Origin of the sequence: Pseudomonas salmasensis (assembly GCF_014268375.2) — a bacterium.
GTDB classification, from domain to species: Bacteria; Pseudomonadota; Gammaproteobacteria; order Pseudomonadales; family Pseudomonadaceae; genus Aquipseudomonas; species Aquipseudomonas salmasensis.
Genome location: NZ_CP077083.1, coordinates 1,940,023 through 1,953,919 on the forward strand (window position 1 = coordinate 1,940,023; position 13,897 = coordinate 1,953,919).

Below are 13,897 nucleotides of genomic sequence, written 5' to 3' on the forward strand. Positions count from 1 at the left end.
GATCAGATCACCTTCGCTTCGTTTTTCAGTTTCTCGACCAGTTCAGCCACCGACTTGACCTTGATGCCCGCACTGCGCGCAGCCGGCGCTTCGACCTTGACGGTCTTGTTGGTAGAGGCGGTAGAAACGCCCAAAGCATCCGGAGTCAGCGTCTCCAGGGGCTTCTTCTTGGCTTTCATGATGTTTGGCAGGGACGCATAGCGCGGCTCGTTCAAACGCAGGTCGGTGGTGACGATGGCTGGCAGTTTCAGGGAAACGGTCTGCGCGCCGCCGTCGATTTCACGGGTGACCGCAACGCTGTCGCCGCTTACTTCGACTTTCGAAGCGAAGGTGCCCTGGCCGTAACCGGTCAGTGCAGCCAGCATCTGGCCAGTCTGGTTGTTGTCGCTGTCGATGGCTTGTTTGCCCAGGATAACCAGCTGTGGCTGTTCCTTGTCGACAACGGCCTTGAGCAGCTTGGCCACGGCCAGGGAGGTCAGCTCTTCAGCGGACTCCACCAGAATGGCGCGGTCGGCGCCCAGGGCCAGAGCGGTACGCAACTGCTCTTGGGCAGTGGTCGGGCCGATGGACACCACGACGATTTCCGTCGCCACGCCTTTCTCTTTCAGGCGTACGGCTTCTTCCACAGCGATTTCGCAGAAAGGGTTCATCGACATCTTGACGTTAGCAAGGTCGACGCCGGAATTGTCCGCCTTGACGCGAACTTTCACGTTGTAATCGACAACGCGTTTGACAGCTACAAGAACCTTCATGGATTCCTCGTTACTCTCCGGTGAAAAGAAAGTCGCCTAGGCGAACCTGGCGGTTGATGCTCATCGGCACACAAGGGCACCTCCAAAGACCTCGGCAGTGGCCTTGCACACGGGAAATGACGACCGTTCGTCAGTGGTGACTGAGAGGTCATTCTTTATCGCGGCGTGTAAACTGCGCCCCAACGTTTGGGTGCGCATCACCTTTATTGCCTTCGGCCTGTCTTTGGACGTGCTCTTGAAACCTGCAGTCTGCCTACGGGAAGCGCAAAACCGACCGTATCTTGACCGGAACGCCTATTCTGGTCAATACGGCAAAATGGTCAGTCATAAGCCCCGTTGCTTTGATTTATCTAGGCTGCAGGCAATTCAAACAAACGTTTGTATTGGACGCTGTCAGTGGTCTATATATAATGCGCCACCTAGAGAGACAGGTGGGTGCTGCCTTCGCGCAGAACCACACCGAACCTCCACCCATTAGAAAAAAAAGCCTGTTGAGCCTTGAGTAGGAGATAGCCTGTGGAACGCGAATACATGGAATTCGACGTGGTCATCGTCGGCGCTGGCCCGGCGGGCCTGTCTGCCGCCTGCCGACTGAAGCAGAAGGCCGCCGAAGCCGGTAAGGAAATCAGCGTCTGCGTGGTCGAGAAAGGTTCCGAAGTCGGCGCCCACATCCTCTCCGGTGCCGTGTTTGAACCACGTGCCCTGAATGAACTGTTCCCGGACTGGAAAGCACTCGGCGCCCCGCTCAACACGCCGGTGGTGCGCGACGACATCTATGTGCTGCGCAGCCCGGAAGCCTCCACCAAGGTGCCCGACTTCTTTGTGCCCAAGACCATGCACAACGAAGGCAACTACATCATTTCCCTGGGCAACCTGTGCCGCTGGCTGGCCCAGCAGGCCGAGAACCTGGGCGTGGAAATCTACCCAGGCTTTGCCGCCCAGGAAGCGCTGTTCGACGAGAACGGCGTGGTACGCGGCATCATCACCGGCGACCTTGGCGTTGACCGTGAAGGCAAGCCAAAAGACGGCCTGTACACCCCTGGCATGGAACTGCGTGGCAAGTACACGCTGTTCGCCGAAGGCTGCCGTGGCCACATCGGTAAGCAACTGATCCAGCGCTTCAACCTGGACAGCGACGCCGACGCCCAGCACTACGGCATCGGCCTGAAGGAAATCTGGGAAATCGACCCAGCCAAGCACCAGCCGGGCCTGGTGGTGCACACCGCCGGTTGGCCGCTGGACATCATGGGTAACGAGAACACCGGTGGCTCGTTCCTCTATCACCTGGAAAACAACCAAGTGGTGGTCGGCCTGATCGTCGACCTGTCCTACAGCAACACCTTCCTGTCGCCGTTCGATGAATTCCAGCGCCTCAAGCATCACCCGGTGCTGGCCCAGTACCTGGAAGGCGGCAAGCGCATCAGCTACGGCGCCCGCGCGATCTGCAAAGGTGGCCTGAACTCGCTGCCGAAGATGGTCTTCAAGGGCGGCGCGCTGATCGGTTGCGACCTGGGCACCCTGAACTTCGCCAAGATCAAGGGCAGCCACACCGCCATGAAGTCCGGCATGCTCGCCGCCGACGCCGTGGCCGACCGCCTGTTCGCCGAATCCGAAGGCGGCGACGAACTGACCACGTATGTCGACAGCTTCAAAGCCAGCTGGCTGTACGAAGAACTGTTCGCCAGCCGTAATTTCGGCCCGGCCGTGCACAAGTTCGGCGCAATCATCGGCGGCGGTTTCAACTGGCTCGACCAGAACATTTTCGGCGGCAAGATCCCTTTCACCCTGCACGACACCAAGCCGGACTACGCCTGCCTGAAGCTGGCCAAAGACAGCCAGAAGATCGACTACCCCAAACCCGACGGCAAGTTGAGCTTCGACAAGCTGAGCTCGGTGTTCATCTCCGGTACCAACCACGAAGAAGAGCAGCCGTGCCACTTGAAGCTCAAAGACCCAAGCATCCCGATCGGCACCAACCTGCCGCTTTACGATGAACCGGCGCAGCGCTACTGCCCGGCTGGGGTGTATGAAGTGGTGACCAAGGAAGACGGCGAGAAGCGCTTCCAGATCAACGCCCAGAACTGCGTGCACTGCAAGACCTGTGACATCAAGGACCCTTCGCAGAACATCACCTGGGTGACGCCGGAAGGTGCGGGCGGGCCGACTTACCCGAATATGTAAGTCGTTCGCTTAACCAAAAAAGGCTCCCGAGACGGGGGCCTTTTTTGTGGGCAATATCGATCAACATGTAGGAGCGAGCTTGCTCGCGAAAAACGTCAACGGATAACGCGTACTGTCTGAATGAATGTGGCGTCTATTAGTTTTTCGCGAGCAAGCTCGCTCCTACAGTGGGGTGTCAGGCCGCCCGCTCTTCGCCTGGGTTGCGCAGGAAGTAGCGTTTGTACTCCCGACTGAACTGCGACGTACTCTGGTACCCCACCTTGTGCGCCGCCTGCGCCACACTCATGCCTTCCACCAGCAGCAACTGCTGGGCCTTCAATAACCGCAAGCGCTTGAGGTACTGCACCGGTGACAATAAGGTGCAGCGTTTGAAATGCTCATGAAAGGTCGAGGCGCTCATGTGCGCAAATCCGGCCAAGGTCTCGATATTCAGCGGCTCGGCGTAATGGGCATGCAGGTGATTCAATGAGGTGGCGATGCGCGAAAACTGCCCCTGTTGTTCCACCAGCGCACGCAACACATCCGCCTGGGGCCCGCGCAAGGCGGTGAACAACAATTCGCGCACCCGCGCAGGCCCCATGATCCGGCTTTCCAGCGGATCGTGCAGGCACTGCAACAACCGCTCGACGCAGCCGCGCATCGCATCGTCCAGCACCACCGAACTCATCGACTCCAAGGTCTGCGCGGTCGGCGGCGGCCCGGCCTGCATGCCCATGGCAATCACCAACTCGCCCAACACCACGCGGTCGATGCCTACCGTCACGCCATACAGCGGCGCCTCGGGGGCCATGGCAAAAGTCTCGCATTCAAACGGCACCGGCATTGCCTGGATCAGGTAATGCCCGGCGCCATACTCCAGTGTGCGCGGGCCAAGGTAGGCGACCTTACTGCCCTGGGCCACGAACATCAGGCTTGGCTCATAGATCTGCGGCCCACGCGCCACATCGCAACTGGCGCGCAGCACCTGCACACCAGGCAAGTGAGTCGGGGAAAAACCGTCGCGGGGCGTGAGCCCTTCGATCAAGGCAACCAGCGTGGCATTAGCGTCCAAATGGCGGGTCAACAGCATGGCAAAAAACTTCGCGAATAAGGGATGACAGCATCATCGCAGGTCTGGCGGCCAATATATCCAAACCTCAGGCACTGCCGGACGAATAGGCATGAGACTCGGAGCAATTGCCATGTTCGCGCCCCCAGGCCGGCGCGCAGAATTTGCCGCCCCTGCAGTCCAAGCTTTTGTGAGGTTTACTATGTACACCGCCATCGGTTACGCCGCCCAGTCGGCCACCACGCCCCTCGCCCCGATGTCATTTGAACGCCGCAGCCCGCGCGTCGATGACGTGGCCATCGAGATTCTCTACTGCGGCGTGTGCCACTCCGATATCCACCAGGCGCGCAACGAATGGGGCATCGCCGTGTACCCGCTGATGCCAGGCCACGAAATTGTCGGCAAAGTCACCGCCGTCGGCGCCAACGTCACCGCGCATAAAGTCGGCGACCTGGTGGGCGTAGGCTGCATGGTGGACTCGTGCCGCCACTGCCAAGCCTGCCAATCAGACCTTGAGCAGTATTGCCTCGAAGGCCCGACCATGACCTACGCCACGCCAGACCGCGTGGATGGCAGCAACACCATGGGCGGCTACTCCGACAGCATCGTGGTCAGTGAGCACTTTGTGGTGAAGATCCCGGCCAAGCTCGACCTGGCCAGCGCTGCGCCGATCCTGTGCGCAGGCATCACCACCTACTCGCCCCTCAAGCACTACGGCGTGAAGGCCGGCGATAAAGTCGGGATCCTCGGCATGGGCGGCCTGGGCCACATGGGCATCAAGTTCGCCAAGGCCATGGGCGCCGAAGTTACGTTGTTCACCCGTTCGGCCAGCAAGGCCGAGGAAGGCCGTCGCCAGGGCGCCGACCATGTGATCGTGTCCACCGATGCCGAGCAGATGAAAGCTGCTGCCGGGCACTTCGACTTCCTGCTGGACACCATCCCGGTGCAGCACGACCTGAACCCCTACCTCGATGTGCTGCGCTTTGACGGCGTACACATTCTGGTCGGCCTGATCGAGCCGGTGGACCCGCCCGTCAACGCCGCCAAGCTGGTGCTGGGCCGTAAAGTGTTGGCCGGTTCGCTGATCGGCGGCATTGCCGAAACCCAGGAAGTCCTGGATTTCTGCGCCGAGCATGGCATTACCTGCGACATCGAGATGCTCGACATCCGGCAGATCAACGAAGCTTACGCGCGCATGATTGCCGGTGATGTGAAGTACCGCTTTGTCATCGACATGGCGAGCCTGAAAGCCTGATCAGGCTTTGGCGCCCAACTCCGCTGACAGCCGGGCTGCGACCTGTTTGATCACAGGGATCAGCTCGGCCATTTTCTCCAGCGGCATGTAGGGCACCGTACTGGCGATGCTGATGCCGGCGACAATGCGCCCGCTGGCATCGCGCACCGGTGCCGCCACGCAGCGGATCGAAGGCTCGTTGTCTTCGAGGTCAAACGCGTAGCCCCCCTCGACATACTCATGCATGCGCTGTTCGAACTGCGCCCAGGATTGCTCCGGGTGCTGCGGCCATTGCAGGCTCTTGCCCGCCGCCGGCAAGCTCGCCTCGTACAAGCGCTGCCACTCCTGCGGTGAGTCATCCAGCATCAACGCCTTGCCGATACCGGTGCGCGCCAGCGGCATGCGATGGCCGACCCGCGAGCGCATTTCCGGGCCGTTGCGGCCGGGGTTCTTGTGCAGGTAAAGCACCTCGTCGTATTCACGAATCGCCAGGTGAATGGTGTCGCCGGTCAGCGCCGACAACTCGTCCAGGTACGGCACTGCCAGGTTCACCAAGGGCAACTCTTCACGGGCCTGGAACCCCAACTCGATCAGCTTGGGCCCCAGCAGGTAACCGACCTGGGGCACCACACGCAGGTAACGCTCGTCCACCAGGCAACTGGCCAGGCGGTGTGTCGTGCTGCGCGTGGTGCCGATGCGCCGGGCGATCTCCTTGAGATCCCGCGCACCGGCCGCCACCGCTTGCACCACGCCCAGGCCGCGTAACAGGGTCTGGGTGCCGGTGGGGGCGGCGTCTTTGACGGGGGTGTGGGCGTTTTCCTGCATATCGGGCCTATAAGTATGAAAGCGGGGGCATTATGGCAAATACCAACTCCCAATACAGCGCAGATCCAAGTGTGGGAGCGGGCTTGCCCTAATACCAGTAGGAGCGAGCTTGCTCGCGAGAAACCCATAGGCACCGCGTTTATTCAGGAAACACGCGTTATCGTTGACGTTTTTCGCGAGCAAGCTCGCTCCTACAGACATTTGATCTGCAAATGACTCGGATCAGCGTTGCTTCATGCGGTCGATGATGACGGCCAGCAAGAGGATCGAGCCACGAATCACATATTGGTAAAAGGTATCGATGTTCTTCAGGTTCATCGCATTCTCGATGATCGCCAGAATCAACACCCCGGCAATCACATGGCGGATCATGCCGATACCGCCGCTCAACGACACCCCGCCCAGCACGCACGCCGAAATCACCGTCAGCTCGAACCCCTGGCCAATCATCGGCTGGCCCGAGGTCATGCGTGACGCGAGGATCACCCCGGCCAGGGCGCCGATCAAACCGTGCACGGCAAAGATGATGATCTTGGTGCGGTCAACATTCACACCCGCGAGCAACGCGGCTTCCTGGTTGCCGCCAATGGCCATGGTGTTGCGCCCGTAGGTGGTGTAATTGAGCAGCCAGCCAAAGAACACAAAGCACAACACGGTGATGATGATCGGCACCGGCACGCCCAGCAGTTGGCCGTTGCCGAACACGAAGAACCCTTCATTCATCACCCCCACCGCCTTGCCGTTGGAGAAGATGTAGGCCAGGCCGCGCACGATCTGCATGGTCGCCAGGGTGGCAATCAACGCATTGATGCGCAGCTTGGCAATCACGATACCGTTGATCAGCCCGACCACCAGGCCCATGGCCAAGGCCGCCGACACGCCGAGTACCACGCTGTCGGTGTCGCGCATCACAATGCCCGCCACCACTCCGGCGCAAGCGATCACCGAACCCACCGACAAGTCGAAATGCCCTGAGGCCAGGCAGAACAGCATGGTGCACGCGGCGATGCCCACGGTGGAAATCGCCAAGCCGAGGCCACGCATGTTCAACGGCGACAGGAAGTTGTCGATAAATACCGCGCTGAGCACAAAGATGCCCAGCGCCGCCAACAGCATCACCCAGTCATCAAGAAATTTGCGCTGATTGAAACCCGGCCAGAAGCCCTTTGCAGTTTTTACCTCAGACATAGCCAAACCCTCTTATTCTTGTTCAAGCCCGCGACTGTGGCAGCGCCAGTTGCAGCAGGCGCGCTTCATCCGCTTGGGCGCGGGGCAACTCACCGGTCAAGGCGCCTTCACTCATCACCAGGATGCGGTCAGAGATGCCCATCACCTCCATCAGGTCGCTGGACACCACGATTACTGCAATGCCACTGGCCGCCAGGTTATGGATGATCTGGTAGATCTCCGACTTGGCGCCGATATCGATACCGCGAGTGGGTTCGTCCAGTAACAGCACCTTCATGGGCATCGACAGCCAGCGGCCAAGGATGGCTTTCTGCTGATTGCCGCCCGACAGGTAGAGGATTTTCTGCTCGGCGTTCGGCGTCTTGACCTTCATGGCCTGGATCTGCCGCTCGGCGTTGCCCTTCTCCCAGCCGTCGCGCAGCAACCAACCGAATGAGGCATGGGCACTGCGGGCGCTGATGTTGATATTTTCCGCCACGCTGGACAGCGGGATGATGCCTTCCTTCTTGCGGTCTTCCGGGCACAGCAATACCCCGGCGGCGATGGCGTCGCGGGGTGAGCGCAACTGCAACGGCTCACCGCAGAGCGCCAGGCTTCCGGCGCTGGCGCGTTCCAGGCCGCTGAGCAGGCGTAGCAGCTCCGTGCGCCCTGCCCCCACCAGCCCGAACAGGCCGAGGATCTCGCCTTTGCGCACCTGGAAACTCACTGGTTCACGCAGGCCGGGGCCGAGCAAGCCCTCGACCTTGAGCGCCACTTCGCCCTGCTCACGCGGTCGGTAATCGTAGATATCCTGGATATCGCGACCGACCATGCAAGTCACCAGTTGATCGTGGGTCAGCGTGCTCATGTCCTCGAACGTGCGCACATAGCGGCCGTCCTTGAACACCGTCACCGCATCGCAAATGCGGAACACCTCTTCCATGCGGTGCGACACGTAAAGCACCACTTTGCCCTCGTCGCGCAGACGCGCGATGATCGCCATCAAGCGGTCGATTTCCCGCGCCGATAAACTGCTGGTGGGTTCATCAAAGGCAATCACGTTGGCGCCGCGAGACAGTGCCTTGGCGATTTCCACGAGTTGGCGCTGGCCCAGGGACAGGCGCCCAAGCTTCTCGTCGGGGTCGATTTCATCGGCCAGCCCTTTAAGGCAGGCCAGGGCCTGCTTGCGCAGCAGGCCCCGGTTGACCACGCCAAAGCGCGTGGGCAAATGCCCGAGAAAGAGGTTCTCGGCCACGCTCATTTCCGGCACCAGGTGCAGCTCTTGGTGAATCACCGCCACGCCACTGGCGATGCTGTCGGCCGCGCATTTGAAGGCCATGGTTTGCGCGCCGATCTGCACCGTACCGCTGGACGGAATGTAGGCGCCGCCGAGGATTTTCAGCAGGGTCGATTTGCCTGCGCCATTCTCGCCCATCAGCGCGTGCACCGAGTGCGGCCGCGCTTCAAAGCTGATCTGCGCGAGGGCTTTCACACCGGGAAACTCCTTGCCGATGCCATTGAAACGCAGGGCCGCGCCGCTCATTTCCACAGGCCGATCTTGGTCAGCTCTTCCTGGAAATTGGCGCGGGTGATCAAGGTCACCTCATCCATGGCGGTGTATTTGGCCGGCTCCTTGCCGGTGGTGACCCACTCGTACATCGCCAGCGCGGTGTTATAGCCCTCGATATGCGGGCTGGGCAGCATGGAGCCGAAGAAGCCACTGTCGGCTTTCTTCAATTCGCCGATGGCGTCGGTGCCATTGATGCCGATGCCGATCACGTTGGCGGCCTTGAAGCCGGCGCTCTCAGTGGCGCGCACGCCGCCGAGCACAGTGTTGTCGTTCATGCCGCCGATGATCAGGTTCTTCGCCCCGCTCGGCAGCTTGACCAGCGCCGAGTTGGTGGCGTCCATACTACCGGGCACGTCGAGGGTTTTCAGCGCAGCGGTGAGGATGTGATCCTTGGGAATACCGGCCTCCTCCAGGGATTTGATCGAACCGTCGGTGCGTTTTTTGCCGGTGTCGAGTTCGTTGAAGGTGTTGATCACCGCGTAGGTGTCCTTCCAGTCCCAACCACGTTTTTTCGCTTCGGCGGCCATGGCGGCGCCCTGCTTCTGGCCGACTTCAAACGCAGCCATGCCCAGGTACGGCACCTCTTCCATGAAGTTGCCCTTGGCATCGACAAAGCGATCATCCACGGCCATCACTTTCAAGCCGTTGACCTTGGCCTTGGCGACGATGGCCGGGCCCAGAGACACGTCTGGCGGGCAGATCACAAACCCCTTGGCGCCGTTGGCGGCCAGGCTGTCGATGGCCGACAGGGTCTTTTCGCCATCGGGCACGGCGATCTTGATCACGGTGAAACCATGCTCCTTGCCGGCTTTTTCCGCGAATGCCCACTCCGTTTGAAACCAGGGTTCCTCGGCCTGCTTGACCAGGAAACCGATCTTCACTTCTTCAGCCGATACCCAGCCGCTGAACGCCATCGCCAGTGCCACGGCACCGAGTGTTTGCTTGAACATGGACCACCTCCTTCTTGTTATTGAAAAACGCTTTAGTCGTGGTACATCACAGACCGCCCGCCATCGATCATCAGGCAAGTGGCGTTGATAAAGGGCGCCTCATCGGTCGCCAGGAACAGAGCCGTCATGGCCACCTCGATGGGCTGGCCAATGCGTTTGGGCGGGTGCAGGTCGAACGCGCGCTGGCGTTCGGCGTGGGGGTCTGGGAAACCGTTCCAGTAATCGACGTTGAGCTGGGTTTCGATATAGCCGGGGGCGATGGCATTCACGCGGATGCCCTTGGGCGCGTACTCGATGCCAAGCGCACGGGTGAGGCCGAGCAGGCCGTGCTTGGCGACAGGGTAAGGAAAACAGCCGGGAATGATGTGGCTGGAATGGGTGGACGCGATATTGATGATGTTGCCGATGCCCTGCGCGATCATGTGCGGCAACACCGACCGGCAGCCGTACCAGGCGCCGTCGAGGTCGATGGCGAAACAGCGACGCCAATCCTCGTCGCTCATTTGCAGCGGGTCACGGAACACATTGACGCCGGCACAGTTGACCAGCACATCCACACGACCAAAGCGCTCGATGGCCAGGTTGACCAGTGCCTGCCATTGATCCTTGGAGGTGATATCGACGGGTTGGGCGTAAATTTGCGCGCCGCGTTCGCGCCAATGGGCGGCGATCTTCTCGACTTTGTCGCCCTGTATATCGGCAATGATCAACCGCGCCTGCTGGGCCTGGAAACAGGCAACGATGGCTTCGCCAATGCCTTGGGCGGCGCCGGTGATGATCACCACCTTGTTCTTCAGCCGCTCGCCGTAAGTCGGCTCGGGCACAGCGGGTAGGGACAACGGTTGCGCCTGCATCGCTTCACCTTTTTATTTTTAGTAGTGAGTGCTGATGCTGGCGACTATAAACCCATCGCCTGAAATATCTCAATATATAAATTATCGTCCCATATAATGGGCAGCGCTTGAAAAAATGTGAGAGCGGGCTTGCTCGCGAATGCGGTGTGTCAGTTAAAGCATGTGCTGACTGATACACCGCATTCGCGAGCAAGCCCGCTCCCACATTCGATCTTTAGTGACTATACGAAAGAGGCTTCAGCCCAGGGCGAAGTCACGCAGGGCATCGCCTTCCATGCGATAACGCACCCATTCTTCCTGCGGCTGGGCGCCGATGGATTTGTAGAAAGCGATCGCGGGCTCGTTCCAGTCCAGCACGCTCCATTCAAAGCGCCCGCAACCATTGTCAAAGGCGATCTTGGCCAAGTGGCGCAACAACTTCTTGCCCGCCCCGCCGCCGCGTTGTTCCGGGTTGATGTACAGGTCTTCCAGATACAGGCAGTTGCTGCCCAGCCACGTCGAGTAGCTGAAAAAGAACACCGCAAAGCCAATCGGCAAGCCGTCGCGCAAGCAGATCAGGCCATGGGCCGTGGCGCCTTCGCTGAACAGGCTGCGTTCGATATCCACCACGCTGGCGATCACTTCATGCCGGGCTTTCTCGTACTCGGCAAGTTCAGTGATAAAGGTCAGGATCTGCGCAGCATCGCTGGGCACGGCGGGGCGAATCTCGATGGTCATGGGCGAGCCTTGGGCAAATTCAAAGGCCACATACTAAGACGGTTTGATTGCCGTTTGCAGTGCAATTGATGCCGACGAGCGCGTTTCACTCCGGTGCGGGGTGATGCAAGCATCGGCAACCACAGAACAAAGCCTGCGCACGCCCATGGTAAACAATGGGCCTAAATCCAACGATCAGAGACCTGCTCATGCACGCCACGCCACCCGTGGGCACCAAGACATTCGCGCTGTTCTGCCTCGCCAGTTTCCTGTTGTCGCTGTCTTACGGCTCGACCTTCTTATTGTCACTGCTGATCCATGCCCGTGGCGGTAATGAACACGACGCGGGCAGTGTCATTGCCACGGCGATGCTCAGCACTTTTGTGGCGGTCGTGTTTTCCGGGCACCTGGCTGATGCGCTGGGCGCAGCGCGAGCAATTGCGAGCACCGGCCTATTGTTGGTGGTGGCCTGCCTGGGGTTTGCCCTGACGCCGGGGTTTGGCCAAGGCTTGATGCTGTTTGGATTGTCCCTTGGCTTGGGCTGGGGCGTGTTCTATACCCTGGGCCCAATCATCGTGACGCTGCTAGTGGAACCGCGCCAGCGGGCCAAATATTTCGCCTTGCTCTCGGGCAGTATGTTGAGCGGCATAGGTTCCGGCCCTTTGCTGGGACGCGCCGCCACTGCGCTGGACCTGCCCCTGACCACCGCGTTCTATATCGCCGGGCTCGCCAGCCTCGCCGGGGTGGTGATGTTCTGGCGCATGGGCTCCCGGTTGAGACAGCACGCTAATGTACCGACCTCCAGGATTTCCTGGCGTGCAAGCCGCCGCGTACTGTCTTCCAAGGCGGCGTTCGCCATCCTGATGGTCGGCCTGGGTGGCTGCGTATTCGGGGGGCTGTCTTCGTTCCAGACCAGCTATGCCGTGGCTCATAAGCTGGACTATTCACTGTTCTTCGCGGGCTTCCTGACAGCAGCAATCACCAGCCGCTTGCTGATCGCCGGTTTCGTGGTCAAGCGCGATGCGTACCAGGCGGCCTGTGTGTTATCGGGGGTGATGTTCGGCGCGATCGCGCTGTTCGCGTTTGGTGTCAGCGGCAACCTCAGTTATGTGCTCGCCGCCGCCACGCTAGGGATCGGGTATGGCCTGACGTATTCAGTGATCAACGGCCTGGTGGCCAACGAAGCGCCCAGCGGCACCACTTCACAGGCGTTGTTGCTGTTCAGCCTGGCGTACTTTATCGGCGTCTTCGGGTTTCCCTGGCTCGCAGGCAAGATCATCGTCGACTTCGGCCTTGCGACAATGATGCTGAGCGTACTGGTGATCGCGGCCCTCAACTGGGCGATCACAGTGGCACGCTTGATAGCGCGCCGAGTATCGGCACATAAAGTGATACAGGTAAGCTGATACCGTTCGTCGCCCTCCCGGCACGATCAACAATCGCGGGCAGACCAATACAGGGTAAGGACATTAATCATATGGAGACACCCTGATGAAAAATTCCAACTTTGCTGCCCTCGCCCTCACTGGCCTGTTGTCTGCCGCGTCCCTGAGCGCCTTCGCGGCCAGCTCGACCACCGGCCCCACCGATCCTACGCCGGACGCCACCACCGAGTCGCAAAAATCCATGGGCACCGGCATGGACACCAACGGTGGCGCGATCATCGACAACAGCGCTGACCCACGCACCAAAGGCAACGACACCCAGCGCCAGGCACCGGCGGCCGTGGGCAACGGCAAGATGGGCCCAGGCACGAGCAACAATGAGCCGAAGATCAACAAGGGCGACGACTCGAACATCCCCGGCGCGCAGAAACAACCCGCGCCTTGATGCCCCCTTGCTACGACCAACACCCGACCATTTCCCCGTGAAGAGGTACGCATGAACGTCGATAGAAACCTTGAAAAAGAAGTCCTCACCCGCCTGCTGCACGCTCACCCGCAAGGCTTGGGCAAGGAGGTGCTGGACAATTACCGCGGTGAAAAAGAGGTCGCCAGTGTCTTGGCGTTCCTGCAGGACCGCGGGCTGATCAAGGATGGGCATGTGACCACCGACGACGCCGGCGAATACGCGTTGAACCTGCCGATCAAGCTCACCGCCTCTGGTGTGGACGAGGCGCGCAAGCTCGACGCCCAAAGTACTCAGTAATCCATTTCTGGCCTGGCCCCGCGACTGGGGCCAGAAGGAGTTTTAGCGATGCCTCGTGGAAGCAAAGCCAAATACACCGACGAACAGAAACGCAAGGCCGCTCATATCGAAGACAGTTATGAGCATAAGGGGTTGCCCAAGGACGAAGCCGAAGCCCGCGCCTGGGCGACCGTGAACAAACAGTCCGGCGGCGGTGAAAAAGCCGGCGGATCAGGCAGGCGCAAAGCACCGGCCAAGAAAACCCAGGACCGGCAGGAATCGGCCCAGCGCGCCGCTGCCAGCCGTGAGGGGCACCCACGCAGCAGCCGTGCTTCGTTGGGTACGCAGACTAAGGAAAGCTTGATGAAAGAGGCGCGGGAAAAGAATATTTCAGGACGCTCGACCATGCGTAAAGATGAGTTGATCCAAGCGCTGAAAAAAGCAGGCTAAACGCAGAACCCATTGTGGGAGCGGGCTTGCTCGCGAAGGCGGT

14 protein-coding genes are annotated in these 13,897 nt (G+C 60.3%); 6 read left to right on the forward strand and 8 right to left on the reverse strand.

Annotated features, from left to right (window positions below):
* Window positions 1–2 precede the first annotated feature (2 nt).
* Complete coding sequence (locus HU731_RS08490; protein WP_014719538.1) at window positions 3–752, reverse strand: electron transfer flavoprotein subunit beta/FixA family protein; 750 nt, start codon at window positions 750–752, stop codon at window positions 3–5.
* Window positions 753–1,268: 516 nt separating this feature from the next.
* Here HU731_RS08490 and HU731_RS08495 point away from each other — a divergent pair.
* Complete coding sequence (locus HU731_RS08495; protein WP_003193481.1) at window positions 1,269–2,933, forward strand: electron transfer flavoprotein-ubiquinone oxidoreductase; 1,665 nt, start codon at window positions 1,269–1,271, stop codon at window positions 2,931–2,933.
* A gap of 175 nt (window positions 2,934–3,108) precedes the next feature.
* Here the strand turns inward: HU731_RS08495 and HU731_RS08500 are convergent, their stop codons facing one another.
* A complete protein-coding gene (locus tag HU731_RS08500; protein ID WP_003193483.1) occupies window positions 3,109–4,002 on the reverse strand; it encodes an AraC family transcriptional regulator in 894 nt (297 codons plus the stop codon).
* A gap of 181 nt (window positions 4,003–4,183) precedes the next feature.
* Between HU731_RS08500 and HU731_RS08505 the strand changes: the two genes are divergently transcribed.
* The gene (locus tag HU731_RS08505; RefSeq protein WP_044268473.1) at window positions 4,184–5,236 is read left to right on the forward strand and encodes an NAD(P)-dependent alcohol dehydrogenase; all 1,053 of its coding nucleotides are present in this window, start codon (window positions 4,184–4,186) and stop codon (window positions 5,234–5,236) included.
* Here the strand turns inward: HU731_RS08505 and HU731_RS08510 are convergent, their stop codons facing one another.
* The 6 genes from HU731_RS08510 to HU731_RS08535 form a co-directional block, all read right to left on the reverse strand.
* The gene (locus tag HU731_RS08510) at window positions 5,237–6,040 is read right to left on the reverse strand and encodes an IclR family transcriptional regulator (RefSeq protein ID WP_032895696.1); all 804 of its coding nucleotides are present in this window, start codon (window positions 6,038–6,040) and stop codon (window positions 5,237–5,239) included.
* 222 nt (window positions 6,041–6,262) lie between these two features.
* Complete coding sequence (araH, locus tag HU731_RS08515) at window positions 6,263–7,228, reverse strand: L-arabinose ABC transporter permease AraH (protein ID WP_034126745.1); 966 nt, start codon at window positions 7,226–7,228, stop codon at window positions 6,263–6,265.
* A gap of 22 nt (window positions 7,229–7,250) precedes the next feature.
* Window positions 7,251–8,750 carry an L-arabinose ABC transporter ATP-binding protein AraG gene (gene araG, locus HU731_RS08520; RefSeq protein WP_217894834.1) on the reverse strand — a complete coding sequence of 500 codons (1,500 nt, stop codon included), beginning with the start codon at window positions 8,748–8,750 and terminating at the stop codon, window positions 7,251–7,253.
* Window positions 8,747–9,727 carry a substrate-binding domain-containing protein gene (locus HU731_RS08525; protein WP_186608956.1) on the reverse strand — a complete coding sequence of 327 codons (981 nt, stop codon included), beginning with the start codon at window positions 9,725–9,727 and terminating at the stop codon, window positions 8,747–8,749. Before HU731_RS08525 ends, araG begins: the two co-directional genes overlap by 4 nt.
* 32 nt (window positions 9,728–9,759) lie before the next feature.
* Entirely contained in the window at window positions 9,760–10,581 is an 822-nt protein-coding gene (locus HU731_RS08530) for an SDR family oxidoreductase (protein ID WP_186608955.1), read from the reverse strand.
* 237 nt (window positions 10,582–10,818) lie between these two features.
* Window positions 10,819–11,298, reverse strand: coding sequence for a GNAT family N-acetyltransferase (locus HU731_RS08535; protein ID WP_010208407.1), 480 nt, complete (start codon window positions 11,296–11,298; stop codon window positions 10,819–10,821).
* A gap of 188 nt (window positions 11,299–11,486) precedes the next feature.
* On the opposite strand from HU731_RS08535, the gene HU731_RS08540 reads away from it, so the two are divergent.
* The 4 genes from HU731_RS08540 (at window position 11,487) to HU731_RS08555 (ending at window position 13,854) form a co-directional block, all read left to right on the forward strand.
* On the forward strand, window positions 11,487–12,683 hold the full coding sequence (locus HU731_RS08540; protein WP_098950631.1) for an MFS transporter: 1,197 nt from the start codon (window positions 11,487–11,489) through the stop codon (window positions 12,681–12,683).
* Between the two features lie 85 nt (window positions 12,684–12,768).
* Window positions 12,769–13,107 (forward strand): hypothetical protein, encoded by a 339-nt coding sequence (locus HU731_RS08545; RefSeq protein ID WP_186608954.1) that lies wholly within the window; start codon window positions 12,769–12,771, stop codon window positions 13,105–13,107.
* A gap of 51 nt (window positions 13,108–13,158) precedes the next feature.
* Entirely contained in the window at window positions 13,159–13,425 is a 267-nt protein-coding gene (locus HU731_RS08550) for a hypothetical protein (protein ID WP_032895690.1), read from the forward strand.
* A gap of 48 nt (window positions 13,426–13,473) precedes the next feature.
* The gene (locus HU731_RS08555) at window positions 13,474–13,854 is read left to right on the forward strand and encodes a Rho termination factor N-terminal domain-containing protein (RefSeq protein WP_186608953.1); all 381 of its coding nucleotides are present in this window, start codon (window positions 13,474–13,476) and stop codon (window positions 13,852–13,854) included.
* The last annotated feature ends 43 nt before the right edge of the window (window positions 13,855–13,897 follow it).